We start from the raw sequence: 24,498 nt of genomic DNA, 5'->3' as shown, positions 1-24,498 counted from the left end.
ATACACTACGAAAACCATCGCGAAAGCGAGTTTTGATAGGAAATTTAAGAGTATGAGCACTATCGAAGAACGCGTTAAGAAAATTATCGGCGAACAGCTGGGCGTTAAGCAGGAAGAAGTAACCAACAATGCTTCCTTCGTTGAAGACCTGGGCGCAGATTCTCTTGACACCGTTGAGCTGGTAATGGCTCTGGAAGAAGAGTTTGATACTGAGATTCCGGACGAAGAAGCTGAGAAAATCACTACCGTTCAGGCTGCCATTGATTACATCAACGGCCACCAGGCGTAAGTGAACATCTCCAGGCGGTCATTCGACCGCCTGAGTTTTATCTTTTTATCCCACTTGAATTATTTTCCCTCCCTGGAGGACAACCGTGTCTAAGCGTCGTGTAGTTGTGACCGGACTGGGCATGTTGTCTCCTGTCGGCAATACCGTAGAGTCTACCTGGAAAGCTCTCCTTGCCGGTCAGAGTGGCATCAGCCTGATCGACCATTTCGATACTAGCGCCTATGCAACGAAATTTGCTGGCTTAGTAAAGGATTTTAACTGTGAAGACATTATCTCGCGCAAAGAACAGCGCAAGATGGATGCCTTCATTCAATATGGAATTGTCGCTGGCGTTCAGGCCATGCAGGATTCTGGCCTCGAAATTACGGAAGAGAACGCTCATCGTATTGGCGCCGCTATCGGCTCTGGTATTGGCGGTCTCGGTCTTATCGAAGAAAACCATACCTCACTGGTAAACGGTGGACCGCGTAAGATCAGCCCGTTCTTCGTTCCGTCGACGATTGTTAACATGGTGGCTGGTCACCTGACCATCATGTACGGCCTGCAAGGGCCAAGCATCTCCATCGCGACCGCCTGTACTTCAGGCGTGCATAACATCGGTCATGCCGCACGTATCATTGCATACGGCGATGCAGACGCGATGGTTGCGGGTGGTGCTGAAAAAGCCAGTACGCCGTTGGGTGTGGGTGGCTTTGGCGCGGCACGTGCACTGTCTACGCGTAATGATAACCCGCAAGCGGCAAGCCGCCCATGGGACAAAGAGCGTGACGGCTTTGTGCTGGGCGACGGCGCTGGCATGGTGGTACTGGAAGAGTACGAGCATGCGAAAGCGCGCGGTGCAAAAATCTATGCTGAAGTCGTTGGCTTCGGTATGAGCAGCGATGCTTACCACATGACGTCGCCGCCGGAAAACGGTGCAGGCGCTGCGCTGGCAATGGTCAACGCACTGCGCGATGCGGCTATCGAAGCGGGTCAGATTGGCTATGTGAACGCGCATGGTACGTCTACGCCTGCAGGCGATAAAGCTGAAACCCAGGCAGTGAAATCTGTCTTTGGCGATGCGGCAAGCCGTGTGATGGTAAGCTCCACCAAATCCATGACCGGACACCTGTTGGGTGCGGCGGGCGCGGTAGAGTCTATTTTCTCTATCCTGGCGCTGCGCGATCAGGCTATTCCGCCAACCATCAACCTGGATAACCCGGATGAAGGTTGTGACCTGGACTTCGTACCTCACGAAGCGCGTCAGGTTAGTGGTCTGGAGTATGCGCTGTGTAACTCCTTTGGCTTCGGTGGTACCAACGGCTCTTTGATCTTTAAAAAGATTTAAGTCCGTCAGGTGATGCGCTAGCATCGATAGCAAATTGAAAAGGTCCGCTTGTCGGGCCTTTTTTTATTCGGTTTTCCGCCCTTGTCCTGTGTTACTCATCCTGCCAAACTAGCGGACCAGAAATAAGGAGCCACCATGTTCTTAATTAATGGCTGCGAGCAAGATATGCTGGCCGCAAGCGATCGAGCGACCCAATTTGGTGATGGCTGTTTTACCACTGCCTGTATTATCGACGGTGAAATTCCTCTCTTTGCAGCGCATCTTGAGCGTTTACAAGACGCTTGCCAAAAACTGCTGATCTCTTTTGAAGATTGGTCCGAGCTGCAAAATGAAATGAAAATGCTGGCGAAAGGGCACGTACGCGGTGTGTTGAAAGTGATTATCAGCCGTGGCAGTGGAGGCCGGGGTTACAGTGGCAAAAATTGTCATAGTGCCACACGCATCCTCTCCGTTTCATCTTGGCCCGATCATTACGATCGTTGGCGGCAAGAAGGTATTACGCTGGCGCTAAGCCCAGTGCGGCTGGGACGTAATCCACTGCTTGCCGGGCTTAAACACTTGAATCGACTGGAGCAGGTGTTGATTCGCTCTCATCTTGAACAGACGGACGCCGATGAAGCGCTGGTTCTTGACAGCGAGGGATGGGTTACGGAATGCTGTGCGGCTAATTTGTTCTGGCGTAAAGGCGATGTGGTTTACACGCCCCGGCTGGACCAGGCCGGAGTGAACGGTATTATGCGACAATTCTGTATCCGGATGCTGGCACAATCGCCATTCAGTATTGTCGAAGTGTATGCCGGGTTGGAGGAGGTAATGCAGGCTGATGAAATCGTCGTCTGTAACGCGTTAATGCCCATTATTCCCGTGCGTGCCTGTGGCGACACGTTGTTGTCTTCACGTTTGTTATTCGATTATTTAGCCCCACTTTGTGAGCACCCGAATTAGTCATGAAAAAACTGTTACTTGTTGTCCTGTTATTGCTGGTTGTGCTGGGCATTGCCGCTGGAGTGGGAATGTGGAAAGTTCGCCATCTGGCGGACAGCAAATTATTGATTAAAGAAGAAACGATTTTTACGCTGAAAGCGGGAACGGGCCGTCTGGCTCTCGGCGAACAGCTGTATGCAGACAAAGTTATCAATCGTCCGCGCGTGTTCCAGTGGCTGCTGCGTGTGGAGCCCGAGCTGTCGCATTTTAAGGCCGGAACATATCGCTTCACGCCTGACATGACGGTGCGGGACATGCTGCAACTGCTGGAAAGCGGCAAAGAGGCGCAGTTCCCGTTACGTCTGGTTGAAGGGATGCGCCTGAGCGATTACCTCAAACAGCTGCGTGATGCCCCGTATATCAAACATACGCTGAGCGACGATAGCTATGAGACTGTTGCCGAGGCGCTGAAGCTGGAAAACCCGCAATGGGTGGAGGGCTGGTTCTGGCCAGATACCTGGATGTATACCGCCAATACTACTGACGTAGCGTTGCTAAAACGTGCGCATCAGAAAATGGTTAAAGCGGTGGATACTGTCTGGGAGGGACGCGCTGATGGCCTGCCTTATCAGGACAAAAATCAGCTGGTAACCATGGCTTCTATTATTGAAAAAGAAACTGCGGTTGCCAGCGAGCGCGACCAGGTGGCTTCGGTCTTTATTAACCGCTTACGTATCGGTATGCGTTTACAAACCGATCCGACCGTGATTTACGGGATGGGTACACGGTATAATGGCAAATTGTCGCGTGTGGATTTAGACACCCCGACCGCCTATAACACCTATACCATTACGGGACTGCCGCCAGGCCCGATTGCCATGCCGGGAGAGGCTTCATTGCAGGCCGCGGCGCATCCGGCAAAAACGCCGTATCTCTATTTTGTGGCTGACGGTAAAGGCGGCCACACGTTTAACACCAATCTTGCCAGCCATAACCGGTCCGTGCAGGATTACCTGAAAGTGCTTAAGGAAAAAAATGGGCAGTAACTATATCGTCATTGAAGGCCTGGAAGGCGCCGGAAAAACCACCGCGCGTAACGTGGTGGTGGAGACACTTGAGCAACTCGGTATTCGTGACATGGTTTTCACCCGTGAACCTGGTGGAACGCAGCTGGCTGAGAAACTAAGAAGTCTGGTGCTGGATATTAAATCGGTCGGTGACGAGGTCATTACCGATAAAGCCGAAGTTCTGATGTTTTACGCGGCGCGTGTACAGTTGGTCGAAACCGTTATTAAACCTGCACTGGCGAAAGGCGCGTGGGTAATTGGCGATCGTCACGATCTGTCGACCCAGGCGTATCAGGGTGGTGGACGCGGTATCGATCAAAACATGCTGGCAACCCTGCGTGATGCGGTGCTTGGTGATTTTCGCCCGGACCTGACGATCTATCTGGATGTGACGCCAGAAGTCGGGTTGAAGCGTGCCCGTGCCCGCGGCGAGCTGGATCGTATTGAGCAGGAATCTTTCGACTTCTTTAATCGTACTCGCGCGCGCTATCTTGAGCTGGCTGCCAAAGACACCAGCATTCGTACTATAGACGCTACGCAGCCGTTGGAGGCTGTGATGGCTGATATCCGTCATACCATCACCCAATGGGTGAAGGAGCAGGGCGCATGAAATGGTACCCATGGTTACGACCGGATTTTGAAAAACTGGTAGCCAGCTACCAGACGGGTCGTGGTCACCATGCGTTACTGATTCAGGCGTTACCCGGAATGGGCGACGACGCGCTGATTTACGCCCTCAGCCGCTATTTAATGTGCCAGCAGCCGGAAGGGCATAAAAGCTGTGGACAGTGCCGCGGCTGTCAGCTAATGCAGGCGGGGACGCACCCTGACTACTATTCGCTGCTGCCGGAAAAAGGCAAAAGCACGCTCGGGGTTGATGCGGTACGCGAAGTCAGTGAAAAGCTGTACGAGCATTCGCGTCTCGGCGGTGCGAAGGTCGTGTGGATCCCGGATGCTGCCCAGTTAACCGATGCCGCCGCCAACGCCTTGCTGAAAACGCTGGAAGAACCCCCGGCACAAACCTGGTTTTTCCTCGCCAGCACAGAGCCAGCTCGCTTGCTGGCGACATTACGCAGTCGTTGCCGGTTACATCATCTTGCGCCACCTCCGGAGTCGTATGCGATCTCCTGGCTTGCTCGTGAGGTGACTGCATCGTCAGAAGCGCTGCTGAGCGCGTTACGCCTGAGTGCAGGTTCGCCAGGCGCGGCACTCACGTTGTTACAGGCTGAAAGCTGGGCGCACCGCACAGATTTTTGTGCGGCACTGGTGAACACATTAAACGCAGGCGACTGGTATATCTTGCTCGCGGCGTTAAACCACGATCAGGCTGCCGCCCGTTTACACTGGCTGGCAACGTTGTTGACGGATGCGTTGAAACGTCCATATGGGGTTTCCCATTTAACGAATCCTGATGCGTTGGACCTGATATCTTCTATCGCAGAACGGTTATCCGTTGCCCAGATACAGGCGATACTCGGTGACGTTTGTCATTGTCGTCAGCAACTGCTGAACGTAACAGGCGTAAACCGTGAGCTGGTGTTAACCGATCTTATTCTTCGTATTGAGCATTACCTGCAACCAGGCACCGTACTGCCTGTTCCCCATCTTTGAGAGAGACATTATGTTTTTAGTCGACTCACACTGCCATCTTGATGGCCTGGATTATCAATCTCTGCATAAGGACGTGGATGACGTGCTGGCAAAAGCGGCCGCACGTGATGTGAAATTCTGTCTTGCCGTCGCGACCACCCTGCCAGGATATCGCAGTATGCGCGAACTGGTCGGTGAGCGTGACAATGTGGTTTTCTCCTGCGGCGTGCATCCGTTAAATCAGGATGAAACCTATGATGTTGAGGACCTGCGTCGTTTTGCCGCCGAAGAGGGGGTTGTGGCGATGGGAGAAACCGGGCTGGACTATTTTTACACGCCGGAAACAAAGGTGCGCCAGCAGGAATCTTTTATCCACCATATTCAGATCGGCCGTGAGTTACAGAAGCCGGTTATCGTGCATACCCGCGATGCGCGAGCCGATACGCTGTCTATTCTGCGCGAAGAAAAAGTGACGGATTGTGGCGGCGTACTACACTGTTTTACAGAGGACAGAGAAACGGCGGGCAAATTACTGGACCTTGGATTCTATATCTCGTTTTCCGGCATCGTCACGTTCCGAAATGCAGAGCAGCTCCGTGATGCCGCCCGCTATGTTCCTCTGGACCGGTTATTGGTCGAGACGGATTCTCCCTACCTTGCGCCTGTACCGCATCGTGGAAAAGAGAACCAGCCCGCCATGACTCGTGACGTTGCAGAGTACATGGCCGTAGTGAAAGGTGTTGCCGTTGAAGAACTGGCGCAGGCAACCACTGATAACTTTGCCCGCCTGTTTCACATCGACGCTTCTCGCCTGCAATCTGTTCGTTAACTGACTTTTTTTAAAGCTCGTAATTAATCACTAATGCGAGTAAAGTTCACCGCCACAAAATGGGCGGTGAATCATCAGTTTGACACATTCAGAAACGCATTTTATCGGAATGTGCGGATTTTGCGGCCATTCACGACTGAACTGTGATAGCCGTCAAACAAAAACAAACTGAATTATTTTACTCTGTGTAATAAATAAAGGGTACTTAGATGCCCTGTACACGGCGAGGTTCTCCCCCCTCGCCAATGCGTGAGAACGTAGAATACACAAAGTCAATCAAGCTGCATCAAGGCGGCAAGTGAGTGAATTGCAGGAGCTTACTAGAGTAAGTGACTGGGATGAGCGAGCGCAGCCCGCCCTGAGGCGGTTTGAAGGATGAAGTGTATAAGCACAAATACTCAGGAGCACTCCTAATTATGTTTAAGAATGCATTTGCTAACCTGCAAAAGGTCGGTAAATCGCTGATGCTGCCGGTATCCGTACTCCCGATTGCAGGTATCCTGCTGGGCGTCGGTTCCGCTAACTTCAGCTGGCTGCCAGCCGTTGTATCGCACGTAATGGCAGAAGCAGGCGGTTCTGTTTTTGCGAACATGCCGCTGATTTTTGCTATCGGTGTTGCGTTAGGCTTCACTAATAATGACGGTGTATCTGCACTGGCATCCGTTGTTGCTTACGGCATCATGGTTAAGACCATGGCTGTTGTTGCGCCGCTGGTTCTGCATTTACCTGCTGAAGAGATCGCCGCTAAACACCTTGCTGATACGGGTGTTCTCGGGGGGATTATCTCCGGTGCGATTGCAGCGTATATGTTCAACCGTTTCTACCGTATCAAATTGCCTGAGTATCTTGGCTTCTTTGCGGGTAAGCGCTTCGTTCCTATCATTTCTGGTCTGGCTGCCATCTTCACAGGTGTGGTTCTGTCCTTCATTTGGCCGCCGATTGGTACTGCTATTCAGACGTTCTCTCAGTGGGCTGCATACCAGAACCCGGTCGTGGCGTTCGGTATCTATGGCTTCATTGAGCGCTGCCTGGTACCGTTTGGTCTGCACCATATCTGGAACGTTCCATTCCAGATGCAGATCGGTGAATACACCAACGCTGCGGGCCAGGTGTTCCACGGTGATATTCCTCGCTATATGGCGGGTGACCCGACTGCGGGCAAACTGTCCGGTGGCTTCCTGTTCAAAATGTACGGTCTGCCGGCTGCTGCTATCGCTATCTGGCACTCTGCTAAACCAGAAAACCGCGCGAAAGTGGGCGGTATCATGATCTCCGCGGCGCTGACCTCGTTCCTGACCGGTATTACCGAGCCGATCGAGTTCTCCTTCATGTTCGTGGCGCCGATCCTGTACATCATCCACGCGATTCTGGCTGGTCTGGCATTCCCGATCTGTATCCTGCTGGGTATGCGCGACGGTACGTCGTTCTCCCACGGTCTGATCGACTTTATCGTTCTGTCCGGTAACAGCAGCAAACTGTGGCTGTTCCCGATTGTCGGTATCGGTTATGCGATTGTTTACTACACCATCTTCCGTGTGCTGATCAAAGCGCTGGACCTGAAAACGCCAGGTCGTGAAGATGCTACCGAAGACAGCAAAGCAGGTGCGACCGGTGAAATGGCTCCGGCTCTGGTTGCTGCATTCGGCGGTAAAGAAAACATCACTAACCTCGATGCGTGCATCACTCGTCTGCGTGTCAGCGTGGCTGACGTTGCTAAAGTGGATCAGGCTGGCCTGAAGAAACTGGGTGCGGCAGGCGTTGTGGTAGCTGGTTCCGGTGTTCAGGCTATCTTCGGGACTAAGTCCGATAACCTGAAAACTGAAATGGATGAGTACATCCGTAACAGCTAAGCAGTAAGAAGTTGGGGAGAAATAAGGCAGCCTGCGGGCTGCCTTTTTTATTGCATTAATTAGCCTGAACGCGAATCGGTGCGGTGGCGGCGAACAGCCAGGGACGTGCCTCTGCGTTCACGCGCGGGGATAGCGTCTCTCTGACCTGCTGGTGGTAATCATCAATCCACTGTTTCTCAGCATCACTCAGCAGATGCAGTTCGACCAGATTCAAATCAATCGGTACCAGCGTCAGCGTTGAGAAACGACAGAAAGCAGGACGACTGTTGATAATCTCCACCTGATTCTCAATACGGATCCCATATTGTCCGACCAGATAATAACCCGGCTCGATGGTGATGATGTTGCCTGCGACCAGTGGCCACGGGTTTACCTTTTTGGCGATGCGATGGGGTTGCTCATGAATAAGCAACTGGTGACCCACGCCGTGTCCCGTACCATGATCAAAATCCAGACCCAGCTCCCACAACGCCCGGCGGCTAAAAGCATCCAGTTGATGGCCCTGAGTCCCGCTGGGAAACTGCAGCGAAATAAGCGACAAAAAGCCTTTCAACACGGCGGTGTAATGCAGGCGACGTTGTGGATCCTGTGGGCCAAACGCGAGGGTACGCGTCGTATCCGTCGTACCATTGTGGTACTGGCCACCGGAATCATTCAGATACATGGCCTGCGAGGTAATTGGCGTATTGGTTTTTTCACTGGAGTGGTAATGGCACATTGCGGCATTGCTGGCAGAGGCCGAAATCGTGCTGAAACTTTGCTCGATAAATCCCGGCTGCTGCTGGCGAAATTCCAGTTGCTTGGCCTGCGCTTCCAGCTCGGTGACCGGATTGCCTGCCGCTTCGCGCAAAGGAACTTCATGGGCCAGCCAGGCAAGGAAGTTTACCCAGGCTGCGCCATCTTGTTCATGGCATTCCCGATAGCCTGCCAGTTCAACGTCATTTTTGTGGGATTTCATCAGAGTGATGGGATCGGGCGCCCAAAGAACGTTGCCACCGTGTTCTTCAATGGCAAAACGCAATGCGACCGGGGCGTAGTCTTTATCGACCAGGAAACGCTTCCCATTAGCTAATTGCTGGCAGCGAGTCAGAAAATTATCTTGCGGGGCCAGAGTAAGCGTATCCAGCAGTGATGCGGGGAGCTGTTGCGTTTTATTGCTATCCACAAACCATTCCAGCTCACCGCTGCGATGGAGCAGGGCAAACGAAAACGGCACTGGCACCATGGCCAGATCCGAACCGCGCACATTCAATAACCAGGCAATGTTATCCGGCAGGGTAATTGCCAGCACGTCAGCCTGGTGTTGAGCGAGTTGTTCCACGACGCGGGCACGCTTTTGCGTGCTGCTTTCCCCGCTGATTTCAATGGGCATTTCACGAATGATGCCGCAGGGTGCTGCCGGGCGGTCTAGCCATACCTGGTCAAAAGGATCTTGCTCAAGAGGCACCAGCTCGCAGTGGGTTGCCGACAGTGCTTCAAACTGGCTATTGACCATCAGCATCGGTTCAAAGCCGATACGTTTGCCTGCTGCAACATGAGACTGCAAATAGTCGGCCAGCGGTTCATCGTGTAAATGATGAATTTCAAAATCATCCAGCGAGACTTCATTGCGTACCTGGACCTGATAGCGTCCATCGACAAACATTAACGCGCGATCCCGAAGGACCAACGCGAGGCCAGCAGAGCCGCTAAAACCGGTCAGCCAGGCTAGTTTATTGTCATGCGGCGTACAATCTTCGCTTTGATGAGCGTCGGCGCGCGGGACAATCATGCCATCCAGCCCCTGCGCTATCAGCAGGTTACGCAGGGCGGAAAGAGGAGTTGAGTTGTGCATAGTTACCTTCAGGCCTTAACGGAACGGCGGTTCGTTGAATGTACGTAATTTACGGGAGTGCAGTCGGTCGCCTTCAGCACGCAAACGATCGATAGCCCGGATACCTATTTGCAGATGCTCAGAAATGGCACCTTCATAAAAACGGTTGGCCTGACCAGGCAGTTTGATCTCACCGTGCAGCGGCTTGTCGGAAACGCACAGCAGCGTGCCGTACGGAACGCGGAAACGATATCCCTGGGCGGCGATGGTGGCGCTTTCCATATCGATAGCCACCGCGCGGCTGAGGTTAAAGCGTAGCGCAGAAGCGGAATAGCGTAGCTCCCAGTTGCGATCGTCAGTGGTGACGACGGTACCGGTACGCAGGCGCTGTTTAACCTCTTCGCCGGGCATACCGCTGACTTCTTTGGTGGCGTCATACAGTGCGCGCTGCACTTCCGCGATGCTCGGAATTGGAATATCTGGCGGCAGTACGGCATCCAGCACGTGGTCGTCACGCAGATAAGCGTGGGCCAGAACATAGTCGCCAATCGCCTGGCTTTCACGCAGCCCGCCACAGTGACCAATCATCAGCCAGACATCAGGACGCAGTACGGCCAAATGATCGCAAATGGTTTTGGCGTTAGACGGGCCAACGCCGATATTAACCAGTGTGATCCCCTGACCGTCGGCGGTGATTAAATGCCAGGCGGGCATCTGGTGTTTCTTCCAGGCGAGATCGGAGATCGCTTCTTCAGGCGCTTCAGTTTCAGCGGTGATCCAGATCCCGCCCGCGCAAGAAAGCGCGATATACGGGCTGTCTGGGTCGAGGATCTGGCTGCAACCCCAACGCACAAACTCATCGACGTAGCGGGTGTAGTTGGTGAACAGCACAAACGGCTGAAAATGTTCAACCGGTGTTCCCGTGTAGTGGCGTAGTCGAGCCAGCGAAAAATCTACTCGTCGGGCGTCGAAGTGCGACAACGGGGAGAATTCCGCCGGATGATAGGTACCGTCGGCTGTTTCATCGCCAATCTGTGACAGCTCGGTTGTGGGGAAATGGCGCGTTAGGCCGGCACTCATCGAGCGGTCGAGCGTCAGTTCAGAACCGTCAATGACATACGGATAGGGGATTTCATGCTGCGACGGCTCAACGGAGATATGCGCATCATAATCCTGATACAGCAGCGTGAGTTGTTCTTCAAGATACGGACGAAAAAGCGACGGACGGGTAATCGTAGTGGTGTAGCAGCCCGCATGGGTAAAACGACCATAGGCGCGGGTTTTCGGGGGATTGGTGGCGCTGCCATCCCAGGTGACACACAGTGATGGGTAAACAAAAAGACCGTTATGGCGGGCAATTACGTCAGGGAGCGTCCCTGTTTCAATATACTTACCAATGGCGCTACGCAGTGCTTTAACCGACTGCTCGTACAGCGCGTCCAGTTTATCCAGTGCCTGAGCCGGGGTCAGGCTGGAGCCCTTATTGTTCATGTCTGTCTCCTTGTTCCACAGATGTACTGCTCTCCCGATAGTATGTCACAGGAATGTGAAACAAAAGTCAGACGTTGAGGAAGATTGTGCGAAGACCGGACGGCCTCCGCACCCTGGCTTAACCGTGCTGCTTATCCCGCATCAGCAATGCTGTAGTGGCGGAAATAAGACAACCCGCCATCAGATAAATGGCCACACTGTGCCAGTCTCCGCCGGAGAATGTTACCAGCGCAGCAGCAATGAAGGGGGTAAAACCGCCGCCAACCACGCTTGCTACCTGATAACCAACGCCCGCACCGCTGTAGCGATAGCTTGCGCCAAACAAACCGGTAAACATAGGTTGCTGCACGCAGACCACCATATCGTGTGCAATGTTGGCCAACATAATCGCGAAGAACACGATCCAGAAAATGGATTGCGCTTCTAACGCCATAAAGAACGGGAATGCGCTGAGCGTCCCGACCAGTGCGCCGGTAATGTAAACGCGCCGGCGACCAAAACGGTCGGCGAGCCAGGCGAAGCAGGGGATGGTCAGACAGCTCAGCCCACCCACCAACAAGCCGATATTCAGAAACAGTTCACGGGGTAAGCCCAGATTCTGCGTGGAGTAATTTAGGGCAAACGCAGTGACGATATACATCGTCAGCAGTTCACACAGGCGCAGAGCGATAATTTTCAAAAAGGCACCTGGATGACGGATTAACGCCTCGACTACAGGTAGTCTCTTTTTCTCTGGTTGCGGTGCCTGCTGCTGCTGTTCGAATTCGGCTGATTCATCCATTCGGTTACGCATCCACAACGCGCCCAATACCAGCACGATGCTGAACAGGAATGGAATACGCCAGCCCCAACTCAGGAACTGCTCATCGGTGGTTTGCGAGCTAATCAGCGAGACCAGACCGGTAGAAAGCAGTAGCCCGACGCCATAACCGACCTGAACACCGCTGCTGTAGAAGGCTTTTTTATTTTTCGGCGCGCTTTCGACCGAGAGCAACGCCGCGCCGCCCCATTCACCGCCAACGGCGAATCCCTGAATAGCACGCAGCGTCACCAGCAGAACGGGAGCCCACCAGCCAATGGTGTCAAAGGAAGGAATAATCCCTATCAGTGCAGTGGCGATCCCCATCATCCAGACGGTGAGCATCAGCATACGTTTACGCCCCAGGCGATCGCCGAAGTGGCCGAAGATCACCCCGCCTAACGGGCGGAACAAAAATCCGACGCCAAAGGTAGCAAATGCGGCAAGTGTCCCCATCGCCGGGCTGACTTGCGGGAAGAACTCGCGGTTAAAGACCAGTGCGGCAGTGATGCCGTAAAGCAGAAAATCATACCAGTCGACCACGGCACCCGCGAAGCTACCAAGCGCAGCGCGTCGGGCGCGGTTAAGTGAAGAGGCGTCCTGTTGGGGACCCGTGGAGGTGAGGGAGGAATCCATAGTTATCCTGTCTGTACTGTTTTTTAGTTATTAGTATTTGAGTTGGGTTACACACATTGCAGTCGCAATATTAACGACCGTTATGAGATTACCGCGACAGACAGGAAGTGAAAACGATTATCTCCCTCATCTGATGGCAACATGAAAAATAAGATGAATGAGAAATCTGAACTTGGTGGAATCGTGGGCTGTCAGGGGTGTTCTGATTTCAGGTGGAGCATTAGGAGCGCTGTATTTGGGGAAGTTATAAACCCACTTTCATAATGGTATACGGAGATTCGGTGAAACCACATCGCTCATAAGCACGAATCGCACGCCCGTTATCTCCATGGACATATAAACGAAGCTCCAGTGCCTTTTCTGATTTAGCTTCTTTTGTAAGATGTTTGATGAGCTCATCAGCTAACCCCATCCCACGATGCTCCGGGGCGATATAAAAACTTTGGATCCACCAGTAGTCATTTCCATGAAAATCACTCCATTCTTTTACGACAGAGGTATTGGCGATCACTGTTCCTGAAGAATCTTCCATGACCCAATATTTTGAACGTGGGTTTTCACTAAACGCCGACGAAACGCCACGCTCCACAGCAACAAGGTCAATCACTGAACCTTCAGATTCTTGTGCTTCCTGAGTGGTGAATTCGATTATTTTATTGATATCGTCAGGCGTAGCTGGTCGAATAAAGTAGTTCATAAGTCTGGCTCTCATTAACGTTGCGGCTATACGAATCGCGCAATACCCTACATCAAATCTTGTTCAATGTCCGCTCTTGGCGCGAAGCGGACCAGGCAACTGAGCTGAAGGTCCGCTGTGAGCGAACAGCAGACGTTTGCACTTCCCCCCCCACAACGGCGTTAGCATAAACAGTCAGACATGGGGGTTCTGCGGACTGGCAGCACAGTCTTACCCTAAATTTCATAAATCTGAAGATCAGCTTCCTGGAATACTTCAGCATATTTTTTGCTCACACCCCCCTCAATGACGAGCACATCTATCTGGCTGCTACTTGCAACGACATAGCGAGCGGCCGCAGGGATCTTGTCGGATGTTAATCCCACAATCACTTCGCTGCACTGTCTGATAACCGCTTTCTTGAACTCACAATCAGCATAATCGAAACCAGTCAGACCTGATTCTAACGACATTGCACAACCTCCGATGAAACCCTGATCGAAGATAATTGCTTTAATTTGTTCAAGGGCAGGACTGCCAACACACCCTCCAGATGAGCGTTGAACCGCTCCACCCAGCATGATGACTTCGCATAACGGTTTTCTTAATAGAATGGCAGCTATTTCTGGCGAGTTTGTCACCACAGTTAAAGCCACTGACTCCGGAAGAGCTATGGCCATAGCAAGATTCGTCGTGCCTGAATCGATAAAGATACAGCTATTTGCTTTGATAAGTTGCGCGCACTTTTGCGCGATCATGCTCTTTTCTTCTGTTTTTGTAGTTGTGCGATCAGCATAATTCCCTACTTCAGGCAGTGTGGCCACAGCTCCACCGTATACCTTTTTGCAAACGCCATCCTTACTAAGCTCATGTAAATCACGGCGAATTGTGTGTTCTGACACACCTAGTTGAGCAGAAAGCTCGACACAAACAACCCGTCCTTTTTCTTGTAAGAGCTCACGAATTAGGGCTTGTCGTTGATCCGGGAAAGCTGCATAATCGAGCACGTTAACTCCTAAGTTCATTTAAACGAGCAAGAGGGTGCATGATCGTGCATTCATATTATCTGTGTCAACTCCGTTGATTTACATTACTCCCCGGCGCATAGGGGATTCATAAATCAACATAAATTTCAGCTGGTTAAAGCATGTTTCGACCGTGCCCCTTTATCTCATTATCAGAGCAACATTTGTGTATCCATGAGTCAGGCTGGTGCAGTGCGAAAATGCGAAAGACCGCTCTCGTAACGAACGCAAAGCGAGCACAAGAATGAACGAAAAAGTTGCAACACGATGCATATTCTTCATCGCAGGATTGGCAACGTCAGCCTGGGCTGTGATGGTCCCTTTTGCAAAAATTAATACTGGAGCTAACGAGGCAGTTTTGGGTGTTTTACTCCTGTGCCTAGGAGGGGGCGCTATTATTTCTATGCCCCTTGCAGGGCCTCTCACAGCTCGCTTCGGCTGTCGTAAAATTATCGGCTGTGCAGTACTGATTATTCTGTTATCCATGCCGTTTTTAACATTAGCCAATGACCCCGTTTCACTTGGCCTTCTTCTACTCACGTTCGGCACTGGGATTGGCCTTGCCAACTGCGCCATGAATATTCAGGCAATACTGGTAGAGAAAAACGAAAGCATCCCACTTATGTCCGGTTTCCATGGGATGTATAGCGTAGGAGGTATTGCGGGAGCTGGCGTAATGACCGGCCTGCTCACTGTTGGTCTGAACATTCACACAGCATCATTGTCAGTCTGTCTCATTATCTTCTTGTTGTTAATAGCCAGTTACAGACAACTTCTTACCTATGCCAGCCCAGCAGAAGGCCCATCATTTTCCTTTCCTAAAGGAGATGTCCTGCTCTTAGGTGTCATCTGCTTTATCGTTTTTCTGGCTGAAGGAACCGTACTTGACTGGAGTGCTGTTTATCTGTCGGAAGTAAGGCAAGTTGCGGATTCTCAGGCAGGTCTCGGTTTCACTTGCTTTGCTGTCGCTATGACGGTGGGAAGACTTAGCGGTGATGCGGTCATTAGTCGCCTTGGCCCTTTGCCTGTCGTCATTTACGGTGCAATTCTGGCCTTTTTCGGTTTTTGCCTCATTATCCTGGTTAGCTCAATTCCCGCACTCCTTGCCGGCTATTTCTTTATAGGCGCAGGCTGCGCAAACATTGTACCTGTTATGTTCAGCCAGATTGGCAAACAGCAGAGCATGCCGCAGGCAGTTGCAGTTCCAGCTGTGACTACGATGGGGTATATCGGCGTACTTGCAGGACCAGCCATGATTGGTTTTATTGCCCACCGAAGTTCTTTGCCTGCTGCCTTTATCTTTGTAGCGGCACTCATGATTCTCGTATTAATGCTAAGTCTGGCATTAAGTAAAACACTAAAATTGCACCAGGAGATTTAAAGTGAAGCGTATTGTTTTGTTTTCTGGTGGCAGTGCATGCCGTTCTCTGAATATTGCGCTTTGCCACCATCCAGTTTCTTTGACTCGTATTGTTCCTGCGTGGGATAGCGGTGGAAGCTCACGATCAATTAGAGAAAATATCGATGTATTATCTGTAGGTGATATCCGCCAGGCGCTAATGACCATGGCCTATGGTGAAAACTGTTCGGGTGATATCGTTCGCATCTGCAATACCCGTTTATCATCCGAGGGGGAAACTCAGGAAGCTTTGAGAGAATTTCAGGCTTATGCGGAGGACAGACATCCTTTGCTTGAGCGCCTCGATACTGGATTGAGAGGCGCAATTGTTAATTATCTCCAGATTTTTTCTACCACGGTGGGTGTCGCATTTGACTACCGTAATGGCAGTATCGGGAATTTCATCTTAACCGGCGCCTATTTGGCACATAATCGGGATATGAATACCGCGATTTTTGTTTTCAGAAAACTCTGCGGCATTACAGGAGAAGTCTGGCCTTCTTCACTCAATAATGATCTTGTGCTTTCCGCTAATCTTAATGATGGGCAGCATGTTTCACCTCAGGACAGAATTACCCATCTTTCTAGGCAACAGGCGGAGATTGGCATCAATTCTGTCACATTGCAAACGTCCAACGGAAGCAATGCTCAGGTAAATACTGCCGTGCTGGAAGCCATAAAGAACGCGGATCTTGTCGCTTTCGGTCCTGGCAGTTTTTATACCAGTATCATGCCACATCTTCAGGTTAAGGGCGTAATCGCAGCCATAGCAAAAGCAGGATGCCCCGTAGCACTGATCGCTAATATTTTAGAATGCCGTGAGAGTCATGGACTGGGTTTGCAGGATGTTGCTAATCGTTTTATCCAGCAATGGCACGATGCAGACGCATCCATTGCCTTGCCTGAGTTGATGGTTCTGGGAAATCAGAGATTTCTTTCAATTGAAAAATATGTGGGTGAATTTGCCTATCTCTCGGATGAAATCAATGAATCAACCCGCTACACCTGTGTGCTGGATGAGTTTGAAGATGTCTGGGTGCGTGGTAAACACGATGGTGAAATACTTGCAAACAGGCTATTGTCTCTGGTTGAAAATTAATCGGAAAGAAGTCTTTTTGATTGATAAGTTGAATGCTTAGTTCGTTATTACAACATACGTGGAGTTCGAACGATGAATCATCATATTGGTGAAGTTATTCTTGATGAAGAAAGTATTGCTGTCGGTGTCAGTCGTGTGGCTGAGCAGTTGAACAATGACTACACCGATGCTGTTGTTATAACTGTTGTTCCAGGCGGTATTCTCTATACAGCAGACTTAACAAGAAAGCTGAAGTTTGATGTAAGCATGGATTACATATCCTGCCCTCACACACCTGGGGAACGAAATAACAACTCCACTATTGTTTACCATCAAAATATTGAGATTGAAAATCGTCATGTCATTCTTATTGATGATGCAATAGAATCAGGTGGTACAATGAAGCGCCTTATTAAATATATCTTAGATAATTTCAATCCAGCATCCCTGTCTGTTGCCGTCCTCTTCGTCAAACCTGGAAGAGTGAATATTCCTGTAAAACAGTATTTTGCCTATGAAATGGAGAGTGATGATCTACTCATTGGCTATGGTATGCCATGGGATAATAAATATCGCAATCGGCCCAATATTACTAAATTAATGAAATAACCAGTCGTGCACTTATGTTAAGTGGGGCTCGGTTACGGATAAATTGCCTTTAATGGTTAATTTTCTGGATCACTTTTCTGTGTGCTCGCAGATTCAATTCCCGCCAGCCCCACAAAAACAGTCAGTTAAGAAAAGTTACAACACTGACAGTAGACCGAAACAATGTCCGCTGTTGGCACGAAGCGGCCGGTCACCCGCTAGACAGCAATCCCCATAATCCTGATGACGCTCTGCTGTGAAGCTGTTTTGAAATAGTCTCTTTTAATTAAGGTCATGCCCTGTTTGCGGTAGAAATTACAGGCGCGTTCGTTCTGTTCAAGAACCTCCAGCCATACAAAGTCTTTCCCCCTGGCCCGGGCCAGGTCTTTGACGGTGTCAAACATGACCTGACCGTAACCTTTACGGGTGTCTGCAGGATCAAGATAGAGTTTGTTAAGCAGCATCCCTGACATATTCGTATCAGGGATGCTGCTTTCATAGGTCACTTTCGCAAAACCAATTGGCCTATCGGTCTCTGCTACATACCAACAGACCGCTTGCTCATTCAGGCTCTGTTCCAGCTCGTCCAGAGAATATTCGCTTGCTAAAAAAGCTTCCAGTTCAGACTTTGACTCCCACAGATGTTCAAAGTGTGCGCGGTAGATGCGGTAGCCCAGCGCATTAAGCAACATCGCGTCGGCAGGTGTGGCTTCACGGATTTGTAATGTCATGAATGATTCCTGTCCTGGTAATAAATTAACGATTACTGAACTATATCAAAACTGTCAGTGATACAGTGGGATGCGAACATTTCAGAGGCTTATCAGTATGAAGATTGTTTTTATCCCTGCGTTGATCGTAGTTCTGATTGATAAAGAACAGGACATAGGACGGGAATTGACCCGCTATGAGGTTGAGTCCATTCGCGATGGCGCTACAGCCATCCGCCTGCCAGCCGAAGCAGCCGAGGATATAATCAGAGAGCGCGGCTACCGCGATATTGATCCTGAGAATGTCTGGCGCGAGTGGCAGGCGTATAAAACTGACTGAATGTTGATGGGAACACACTGCTTTAGTAACACATGAAAATTGTGCACTTACACGGATGGGTTTACTCCGCACCTGTCGTGGAACTGAGGGGCAACTTTGAGCGACATGCAGCCAGTGAGTTTTGAATAAAATTTAACGGATAAATCGACGCCCCGTAATTTTTATAAGTGGGGCATTTTTATCTTCAGAACCTATTAACTCCAGCCTTGTTTACTACGACGGATATAAGGTAATACGGATAATAAAGCCAGAACCGCTAATACCATTCCAATCCATAGAGCTGAACGTAAACCGAATCCAGATGAAATTGCCATTCCACCTAAATAAGAACCGCCACCTAATCCAATATTGATCACGGAAGTATGAACGGCATTGACCATTGGCCCTGGATGTGCCACGCTGACAATTCTTGCCATCATTGCCGGATTCATTGGTACGCCAGATAAACCGATAAGTATAACAGCCAGAATAGCAATGACCTGATATTGAACAAATAGCGCCATGCCGAGCAAAGAAATACTCAATATTGTTAAGCCGACAACCATAACAGTTAAACTATGGCGATATGCAAGACGTCCCGTTACCATATTCCCGATGATATTGGCTAGTCCATAAAGCATCAAAATTAAGGGAACCGTCTGCATTGTAAATTCACTGACATCAGTCAGCACGGGGACAAAATAACTGAATGCCGCAAAACTTGCTCCCAAAATCAAACAGCTAGTTGCACAGGCTTTCCAATAGGCTTTATTTTTAAATGCCTTAATCTCTTCAGCCATCTTGATAGCACCGCCGCCGCTCATATGTGGCAATAAACGTACTAATGCTAGCAGGCATATGAAAACCAGGACCGCAACCAGCCCAAAACTCATTTTCCAGCCCCAGTGCTGGTCAATGATTGTCGCGATAGGTACACCAAAGACATTGGATACCATAAAACCAGCTATCACTATTGATGCGGCACGAGGGCGATTTTCAACAGATACAAGAGCCATACTTGTCGCGAGTGAAAGACTTAAACACCCTGCACATAAAATACCTGTCACGATTCGAATAGCAACTAACACATTGTAATCAGAGGCAAAGACGCTTAATCCTTGTACGATAACATATAACCCTAACAGCCATAATAACGTTGAGCGATAGGGCGCTTTAAACTTAAGAAAGGTGTAGGTTAATACCGGGCCACCTAGCATTACACCGAATGCATAATATGAAATCAAATGCCCGACTTCGCCGACTGTAACACCAAATGCTTCAGATAGCGTGGTCATCATACCCGCCACCATTAACTCTGCTGTACCTAATGAAAAAATGGCTAACCCTAAAATATAAACGACTAATGGCATGTTTTTTTATTTTTCCTTGTATTGGAATGATCGTTACAAAAATGAGTGCAAGTAAATAATGAATTTTTTCGCTTAAATTTATAAATTGATTAACAGACCAGCGACGACATCTTCGAGGATTTTTCTATCTGTAATGTTTTTATTCAGGACACGTAAACCGTAATAGCCTGCCATAAAGCCTCTCGCCATTTCGACGGCTGATGCTTTATTGTTCAGTTCGCCGCTTCGTTGGCCTTCGATGAATACCGACACCAGCGTTTTTTCTAAATGCTGACGATATTCATTATTCAGGCTCGCAACGGCTTCATCTTTACTGCCCATCTCTAAGGCTGAAAATAAGACCATCGCATCATGCTGCTCTGGCTGAGAAAGATCTTCGGCAATACCCCAGAGCAGAAGGGTATGCAATCGCTCTTTTACCAGACCTGGTTGTGTGAGTATTGTTAACTGTGCTGACATAGTTTGTTCGTGGCTGCGCAACAAAGCTTGCTCGTACAGGGCTTGCTTGCTTCCAAAGGCATTGTATAGGCTTCCCCGCCCTAATCCCGTACCATTGCATAAATCTTGCGCAGAGGTGCCTGCATAACCATTGGCGCTGAAAACAGCGACGGCAGCATCAATGACATCCTGATCTTCGAACTTTCGTGGACGACCTGGAAAGGTTGGTTTTTCAGCACTCATAGGGATGTGGGACTTGAAATGAGTTGAGGCGGCATAGTATTGATTATGGAACGATCAGTCAAATAATTTTCATAAAAAAATCAGTGGTGATGCGCCGACAGATTTTCTTATGAATTGCTATGCGCTTCTATAGAGGGATGTGTGGATTTTATCCTCTCCAGGATAGTACGTTGATACAACGGCAACCACGCGTAATGGTTAATCATCATACCTGAATCTACCGTATTCTAGTGAACATACAGCGTCCAACGTCCCCCTTCGATTAAGGATAGCGTTGCATCGACCGATTGAACTCACAGGGCAGAGTGAAGTCATCGCAGCATGCGTGATATGACAAGCGACCTGTTGAGACCCTGCTACCATTACAGACTGTATCATCTATCTCACTACACACATCGGCCTGCCAGATACTGGTTCGGGGTGTATCTCCGTATCCACGCTGAATACGGTTCTCAGCAATCCAGGGTTCATCACCTCTTCTGGTGTGCCTTGCGCCATAATATGTCCGTTCGCCATGACCACCAGATGGTCACAGTACCGGCTGGCCTGATTAAGGTCGTGCAGCACGGCGACCACCGTTTTCCCCTGAGCCCGGAGCCCGCCCATCAGCCGCATCAGTTCCACCTGATGATTGATATCGAGATAGGTGGTTGGCTCATCGAGTAGTACAACGGGCGTATCCTGCGCCAGGACCATCGTCAGAAATGCGCGCTGTCGCTGACCGCCAGAAAGATCGGTTAACCGTCGGTCGGCAAGATGTTGGATCTGCGTCTGGCTCATAGCATCATGGACCCGCGTATTGTCTTCAACGGAGAGACGCCCCCAGAGTGACAACCACGGGTTGCGACCGTACGAAACAAGCTCCTGGACGGTGATCCCCTCGGGAGTTAGATGGTGCTGGGGCAGCAGCGCCAGCCTGCGGGCTAGCTGGCGTGATGAGAGCGTATTGATGGCACTATCGCCGAGAAATACGCCGCCGGACTGCGGCGTTAACAGTCGTGAAAAACAGTTTAACAACGTTGACTTCCCGCAGCCGTTAGGGCCGAGCAGGGCGGTTGTCTTCCCCGCTGGTAGGGCGAGTGAAACGCCATCAAGCACCTTGTTTGTACCGTAACAGACCGTCAGATTTTCAGTTCGTAATGTCATTTATCGCATTCTCACAAGCAGCCAGACAAACCATGGTGCACCGATAATGGCGGTCAGCACGCCAGCCGGAAGTTCCAGAGGAGGATGAACAATTCGCGCCAGCAGGTCGGCAACCACCAGCAGCAACGCACCTGCCATGGCTGAAACGGGCAGCAGCCAGCGGTGACTTCCACCGGTAATGCTGCGCACCATATGCGGCACCACAAGACCAATAAAGCTAATTGGGCCGCAGACGGCCACGCCGGTCGATGTCATGGCGACGGCCAGTAGTAAAGCCTGGAGCCGAATACGCGGCACCGACACACCGAGCGTGGTGGCGCGCGCATCGCCCAATGCCAGGAGGTCGAGATCGCGGCAAAAACGCAGACTCAGCGGCAGAAACAAAATCAGCAGTGGGGCGGCTATTTTCACAAAGCTCCAGTCACGGCCCCATAAGCTGCCGGTCAGCCACAGCAGGGCGCTGTTCACATCCTGCGGGTGCGAAAGCATCAGATAATCCGTCAGGCTGGCCCAGCAGGCAGAGAGCGCAACACCCGTGAGCGCCAGCTTCATCGGCTGGCTGGTGTTCGCCAGTATTCTCAGCAGGATCAGGCCCGCCATGCCACCGGCAAAGGCCAGCAGCGGCAGAGCAATCACCGGTAGTGACGGTAAGAGAAGCAGTGCGCCTACAGAGGCAAGACTGGCGGCATGGTTTACGCCGAGGATATCCGGTGATGCCAAAGGGTTACGCACGATCCCTTGCACCAGCGCGCCTGCCACCGCGAGGGCTGCACCGACAAGCAGCGCCAGCAGCAGTCGCGGCAGGCGGTACGCCGTTAATACGTAATGATATTCGCGCCCGGTCTGCCAGTCGCTCAGCAGAGCACGCCAGGGAACGGCGATCACCCCCATTTGTAGTGACAAAGCCGAAAGTCCTGCCAACGCGAGGGCGATGAAAATGACGAACGCAATTTTCATCCACGCCTCCTGACCAACCAGACAAAACAGGGTGCACCAATCAGCGCCACTACTGCCCCCGCGGGCAATTCGCCAGGGAAGGCCAGCGCTCGGGCCAGAACATCAGCCAGCAGCAGCAGCGTGGCGCCCATAAGCATGCTCATCGGCAGGACCTTGCGCTGATCGAATCCCACCCAGAAGCGAGCCAGATGCGGCATCAGCAGACCGATAAACGCCACCGGACCTGCCACGCTGACGCAGGTACCGACCAGAAGCAGCACCAGAATATTGATGATCAAACGGAGCTTCGGCAGATTCACCCCCAGCGTGCGGGCGGTGCTGTCACTGACGTTAAGCAGGTTCAGTTGATTAGCCAGCAGCAATACCACCGGTACAGCAACCACTACCATTGGGAAAAGCTGCCAGAACTCCTGCCAACGTGCGTGGGATACGCCTCCCGCAAGCCAGTAAAAAATGCCGTAGGCGTGATCTTCCGTCAGCAGCAGAGTGATGCGGGTAAGGGCCATGCAGAAAGCCGAGAACGCGATGCCCGCGAGGATCAGTTTGTTTCTGTCCTGGGTGTGGCGAAATCCACCACCTGCGGTCATCACCATCAGCCAGCTTACGCCACCGCCGCAGGCGGCGATAAAGGCGATGGAGTAACCCGTAGCTGGCGCAGGGCTGATAGCGCTGGTAAGCGCCATCGCCAGCGCTGCGCCACTGTTAATACCGAGTAGTGAAGGGGAGGCCATTGCATTATGCGTCAGGGTCTGCAGCAGCGTTCCCGCCAGAGCCAGGCTTGCGCCGATCAAAATGGCGACCAGGCTTCTCGGCAAACGAAGGTTTTGCACCAGCGCTTGTGGAAGCGTCGGCGTATGGCCTGGCAGCAGGGCGTGAATGGCATCAACGCCAGAAACAGGAATGGCCGAGTAGCAAAACAGACTCAGCCAGAAGATAGCGATAAGCGCGACAAGGGGAAGCCCCCACTGTAGCGCTGGATGTTTGAAAACTGTCATTTCACATCGGATAAAGGCTGGTGGTGAAAGATTTTTACCGTGTCGCTGGCAATGCGTTCGGCTGCGAAAATGCCGCGCATCCGCGCCCAGGCGTTACTGTCGACCGACGCCGTCTGCTGTTTTTGCGCCGCAGTTAGCATCTGCCACAGCGGGTCTTGTTGCCAGCGTTTCACGATGCTCTCTTCACGATAGTGCGCGACCAGCAGCCATGCCGGATTGAGCGCCAGCAGCTGTTCCAGACCGATGGACGGCATAGACAAACCCGCCATAGCCGCAGGCGCTGTCAGCCCCAGAGAGGTCAGGACGCCCCCGGTCCAGGTCTCCTGCGTGTGCAGGTTGAACTGCTGCTCCCGGGACGTACCAAACACCACCATCGTGTTTTTTGGCAGTTGGTTGGCCCACGCTGACATCTGTTGTTGGTGTTGCGCCAGGCGTGACTGCATCTGTGCCTTTTTACCCACGATTGCACCGATGATGGCCGCAGATTGCAGATTTTCAGCGTAAGTTTCATTGCGGGACTTGAGCAGCAGCACAGGTGCGATTTGCTGTAAGGCGCTGTAAATACCCGCATGGCGGTTGCTGTCGGCAATGATCAGATCCGGTTTCAGCGCGCTGATGGCTTCTAAACTCGGCTGCGCACGCGTGCCGACAGACTGCCAGGGTTTCAGATGGGCACGAACCTCTGGAAGAATGCGCATGGCATCGTTATCGTCGGCAATGCCGACCGGACTGACATCGACAGCAGCCAGTGCGTCCGCGAACGACAGTTCCAGCACCACTATCCGTTGTGGCGTTTTATCAAGCGTAAAGGTGCCATGTTCGTCATGAACCGTGGCGGCAAAAGCATGGCCGGTGAGCAGCAGAGCGGCGAATAGCGTGCGTAATGGTGTGAACATGTAAATTGCCTGTGTCGGGTGGCGTTTCGTTTGCCCGACCTAC

General features: G+C 51.3%; 24 protein-coding genes. 12 read left to right on the top strand and 12 right to left on the bottom strand.

Annotated elements, in window-relative coordinates; genetic code table 11:
- Positions 1–52: 52 nt before the first annotated feature.
- From acpP to ptsG, 8 genes are all read left to right on the top strand, one after another.
- Positions 53–289 carry an acyl carrier protein gene (gene acpP, locus OGY04_RS08415; RefSeq protein ID WP_000103754.1) on the top strand — a complete coding sequence of 79 codons (237 nt, stop codon included), beginning with the start codon at positions 53–55 and terminating at the stop codon, positions 287–289.
- 85 nt (positions 290–374) lie between these two features.
- On the top strand, positions 375–1,616 hold the full coding sequence (gene fabF / locus OGY04_RS08410) for a beta-ketoacyl-ACP synthase II (RefSeq protein ID WP_003036260.1): 1,242 nt from the start codon (positions 375–377) through the stop codon (positions 1,614–1,616).
- 135 nt (positions 1,617–1,751) lie between these two features.
- Entirely contained in the window at positions 1,752–2,561 is an 810-nt protein-coding gene (gene pabC / locus OGY04_RS08405) for an aminodeoxychorismate lyase (protein WP_057066415.1), read from the top strand.
- 2 nt (positions 2,562–2,563) lie between these two features.
- On the top strand, positions 2,564–3,586 hold the full coding sequence (yceG, locus tag OGY04_RS08400) for a cell division protein YceG (RefSeq protein WP_008784373.1): 1,023 nt from the start codon (positions 2,564–2,566) through the stop codon (positions 3,584–3,586).
- Positions 3,576–4,217 carry a dTMP kinase gene (gene tmk, locus OGY04_RS08395; protein ID WP_008784374.1) on the top strand — a complete coding sequence of 214 codons (642 nt, stop codon included), beginning with the start codon at positions 3,576–3,578 and terminating at the stop codon, positions 4,215–4,217. The genes yceG and tmk overlap by 11 nt, the downstream gene beginning before the upstream one ends.
- A complete protein-coding gene (gene holB, locus OGY04_RS08390; protein WP_103285018.1) occupies positions 4,214–5,218 on the top strand; it encodes a DNA polymerase III subunit delta' in 1,005 nt (334 codons plus the stop codon). The genes tmk and holB overlap by 4 nt, the downstream gene beginning before the upstream one ends.
- A gap of 10 nt (positions 5,219–5,228) precedes the next feature.
- Positions 5,229–6,026, top strand: coding sequence for a metal-dependent hydrolase (locus OGY04_RS08385; RefSeq protein ID WP_020996495.1), 798 nt, complete (start codon positions 5,229–5,231; stop codon positions 6,024–6,026).
- A 416-nt stretch (positions 6,027–6,442) separates the two neighbouring features.
- The gene (gene ptsG / locus OGY04_RS08380) at positions 6,443–7,876 is read left to right on the top strand and encodes a PTS glucose transporter subunit IIBC (protein ID WP_003836725.1); all 1,434 of its coding nucleotides are present in this window, start codon (positions 6,443–6,445) and stop codon (positions 7,874–7,876) included.
- Between the two features lie 55 nt (positions 7,877–7,931).
- Here ptsG and OGY04_RS08375 read toward each other — a convergent pair whose 3' ends face one another.
- The 5 genes from OGY04_RS08375 to OGY04_RS08355 form a co-directional block, all read right to left on the bottom strand.
- A complete protein-coding gene (locus OGY04_RS08375; protein WP_286585106.1) occupies positions 7,932–9,710 on the bottom strand; it encodes an aminopeptidase P family protein in 1,779 nt (592 codons plus the stop codon).
- A gap of 15 nt (positions 9,711–9,725) precedes the next feature.
- A complete protein-coding gene (locus tag OGY04_RS08370; RefSeq protein WP_032942969.1) occupies positions 9,726–11,180 on the bottom strand; it encodes an AMP nucleosidase in 1,455 nt (484 codons plus the stop codon).
- A 118-nt stretch (positions 11,181–11,298) separates the two neighbouring features.
- Entirely contained in the window at positions 11,299–12,615 is a 1,317-nt protein-coding gene (gene shiA, locus OGY04_RS08365; protein ID WP_003832199.1) for a shikimate transporter, read from the bottom strand.
- A gap of 244 nt (positions 12,616–12,859) precedes the next feature.
- Positions 12,860–13,312, bottom strand: coding sequence for a GNAT family N-acetyltransferase (locus tag OGY04_RS08360; RefSeq protein ID WP_048235644.1), 453 nt, complete (start codon positions 13,310–13,312; stop codon positions 12,860–12,862).
- Between the two features lie 215 nt (positions 13,313–13,527).
- Positions 13,528–14,298 carry a DeoR/GlpR family DNA-binding transcription regulator gene (locus OGY04_RS08355; protein ID WP_286585105.1) on the bottom strand — a complete coding sequence of 257 codons (771 nt, stop codon included), beginning with the start codon at positions 14,296–14,298 and terminating at the stop codon, positions 13,528–13,530.
- 262 nt (positions 14,299–14,560) lie between these two features.
- Between OGY04_RS08355 and OGY04_RS08350 the strand changes: the two genes are divergently transcribed.
- The 3 genes from OGY04_RS08350 (at position 14,561) to OGY04_RS08340 (ending at position 17,402) form a co-directional block, all read left to right on the top strand.
- Entirely contained in the window at positions 14,561–15,697 is a 1,137-nt protein-coding gene (locus tag OGY04_RS08350; RefSeq protein WP_286585104.1) for an MFS transporter, read from the top strand.
- Position 15,698: 1 nt separating this feature from the next.
- On the top strand, positions 15,699–16,814 hold the full coding sequence (locus OGY04_RS08345; RefSeq protein ID WP_032942972.1) for a gluconeogenesis factor YvcK family protein: 1,116 nt from the start codon (positions 15,699–15,701) through the stop codon (positions 16,812–16,814).
- 72 nt (positions 16,815–16,886) lie between these two features.
- Positions 16,887–17,402, top strand: a complete 516-nt coding sequence (locus OGY04_RS08340) for a phosphoribosyltransferase (RefSeq protein WP_003832724.1) — start codon at positions 16,887–16,889, stop codon at positions 17,400–17,402.
- 197 nt (positions 17,403–17,599) lie between these two features.
- Here the strand turns inward: OGY04_RS08340 and OGY04_RS08335 are convergent, their stop codons facing one another.
- Positions 17,600–18,112 (bottom strand): GNAT family N-acetyltransferase, encoded by a 513-nt coding sequence (locus OGY04_RS08335; RefSeq protein WP_032942975.1) that lies wholly within the window; start codon positions 18,110–18,112, stop codon positions 17,600–17,602.
- A 97-nt stretch (positions 18,113–18,209) separates the two neighbouring features.
- Between OGY04_RS08335 and OGY04_RS08330 the strand changes: the two genes are divergently transcribed.
- On the top strand, positions 18,210–18,431 hold the full coding sequence (locus OGY04_RS08330) for a hypothetical protein (RefSeq protein WP_071444820.1): 222 nt from the start codon (positions 18,210–18,212) through the stop codon (positions 18,429–18,431).
- Between the two features lie 194 nt (positions 18,432–18,625).
- Here OGY04_RS08330 and OGY04_RS08325 read toward each other — a convergent pair whose 3' ends face one another.
- From OGY04_RS08325 to OGY04_RS08300, 6 genes are all read right to left on the bottom strand, one after another.
- A complete protein-coding gene (locus OGY04_RS08325; RefSeq protein ID WP_286585103.1) occupies positions 18,626–19,780 on the bottom strand; it encodes an MFS transporter in 1,155 nt (384 codons plus the stop codon).
- 78 nt (positions 19,781–19,858) lie between these two features.
- Entirely contained in the window at positions 19,859–20,461 is a 603-nt protein-coding gene (locus OGY04_RS08320; protein ID WP_032942979.1) for a TetR/AcrR family transcriptional regulator, read from the bottom strand.
- Between the two features lie 378 nt (positions 20,462–20,839).
- Complete coding sequence (fecE, locus tag OGY04_RS08315) at positions 20,840–21,607, bottom strand: Fe(3+) dicitrate ABC transporter ATP-binding protein FecE (protein WP_286585102.1); 768 nt, start codon at positions 21,605–21,607, stop codon at positions 20,840–20,842.
- Positions 21,608–22,564: a Fe(3+) dicitrate ABC transporter permease subunit FecD gene (gene fecD, locus OGY04_RS08310; RefSeq protein ID WP_286585101.1), complete on the bottom strand. Its 957-nt coding sequence runs from the start codon at positions 22,562–22,564 to the stop codon at positions 21,608–21,610.
- A complete protein-coding gene (fecC, locus tag OGY04_RS08305) occupies positions 22,561–23,559 on the bottom strand; it encodes an iron-dicitrate ABC transporter permease FecC (RefSeq protein ID WP_032942983.1) in 999 nt (332 codons plus the stop codon). Before fecC ends, fecD begins: the two co-directional genes overlap by 4 nt.
- Positions 23,556–24,455 (bottom strand): Fe(3+) dicitrate ABC transporter substrate-binding protein FecB, encoded by a 900-nt coding sequence (locus OGY04_RS08300; protein WP_286585100.1) that lies wholly within the window; start codon positions 24,453–24,455, stop codon positions 23,556–23,558. Before OGY04_RS08300 ends, fecC begins: the two co-directional genes overlap by 4 nt.
- Positions 24,456–24,498: the final 43 nt, after the last annotated feature.

Source organism: Citrobacter sp. Cpo091 (assembly GCF_030332645.1).
In the GTDB taxonomy this organism is placed as follows: Bacteria; Pseudomonadota; Gammaproteobacteria; order Enterobacterales; family Enterobacteriaceae; genus Citrobacter; species Citrobacter portucalensis.
This window is presented reverse-complemented; position numbering and strand designations above follow the sequence as displayed.

Coding starts and splice junctions, on each gene's coding strand:
- OGY04_RS08360 (WP_048235644.1), bottom strand. CDS start 13,312: ATGAACTACTTTATTCGACCAGCTACGCCTGACGATATCAATAAAATA.
- ptsG (WP_003836725.1), top strand. CDS start 6,443: ATGTTTAAGAATGCATTTGCTAACCTGCAAAAGGTCGGTAAATCGCTG.
- OGY04_RS08375 (WP_286585106.1), bottom strand. CDS start 9,710: ATGCACAACTCAACTCCTCTTTCCGCCCTGCGTAACCTGCTGATAGCG.
- fecE (WP_286585102.1), bottom strand. CDS start 21,607: ATGACATTACGAACTGAAAATCTGACGGTCTGTTACGGTACAAACAAG.
- fecC (WP_032942983.1), bottom strand. CDS start 23,559: ATGACAGTTTTCAAACATCCAGCGCTACAGTGGGGGCTTCCCCTTGTC.
- OGY04_RS08300 (WP_286585100.1), bottom strand. CDS start 24,455: ATGTTCACACCATTACGCACGCTATTCGCCGCTCTGCTGCTCACCGGC.
- OGY04_RS08330 (WP_071444820.1), top strand. CDS start 18,210: ATGAAGATTGTTTTTATCCCTGCGTTGATCGTAGTTCTGATTGATAAA.
- OGY04_RS08370 (WP_032942969.1), bottom strand. CDS start 11,180: ATGAACAATAAGGGCTCCAGCCTGACCCCGGCTCAGGCACTGGATAAA.
- OGY04_RS08335 (WP_032942975.1), bottom strand. CDS start 18,112: ATGACATTACAAATCCGTGAAGCCACACCTGCCGACGCGATGTTGCTT.
- pabC (WP_057066415.1), top strand. CDS start 1,752: ATGTTCTTAATTAATGGCTGCGAGCAAGATATGCTGGCCGCAAGCGAT.
- OGY04_RS08385 (WP_020996495.1), top strand. CDS start 5,229: ATGTTTTTAGTCGACTCACACTGCCATCTTGATGGCCTGGATTATCAA.
- holB (WP_103285018.1), top strand. CDS start 4,214: ATGAAATGGTACCCATGGTTACGACCGGATTTTGAAAAACTGGTAGCC.
- tmk (WP_008784374.1), top strand. CDS start 3,576: ATGGGCAGTAACTATATCGTCATTGAAGGCCTGGAAGGCGCCGGAAAA.
- shiA (WP_003832199.1), bottom strand. CDS start 12,615: ATGGATTCCTCCCTCACCTCCACGGGTCCCCAACAGGACGCCTCTTCA.
- OGY04_RS08350 (WP_286585104.1), top strand. CDS start 14,561: ATGAACGAAAAAGTTGCAACACGATGCATATTCTTCATCGCAGGATTG.
- yceG (WP_008784373.1), top strand. CDS start 2,564: ATGAAAAAACTGTTACTTGTTGTCCTGTTATTGCTGGTTGTGCTGGGC.
- OGY04_RS08340 (WP_003832724.1), top strand. CDS start 16,887: ATGAATCATCATATTGGTGAAGTTATTCTTGATGAAGAAAGTATTGCT.
- OGY04_RS08325 (WP_286585103.1), bottom strand. CDS start 19,780: ATGCCATTAGTCGTTTATATTTTAGGGTTAGCCATTTTTTCATTAGGT.
- OGY04_RS08320 (WP_032942979.1), bottom strand. CDS start 20,461: ATGAGTGCTGAAAAACCAACCTTTCCAGGTCGTCCACGAAAGTTCGAA.
- acpP (WP_000103754.1), top strand. CDS start 53: ATGAGCACTATCGAAGAACGCGTTAAGAAAATTATCGGCGAACAGCTG.
- fecD (WP_286585101.1), bottom strand. CDS start 22,564: ATGAAAATTGCGTTCGTCATTTTCATCGCCCTCGCGTTGGCAGGACTT.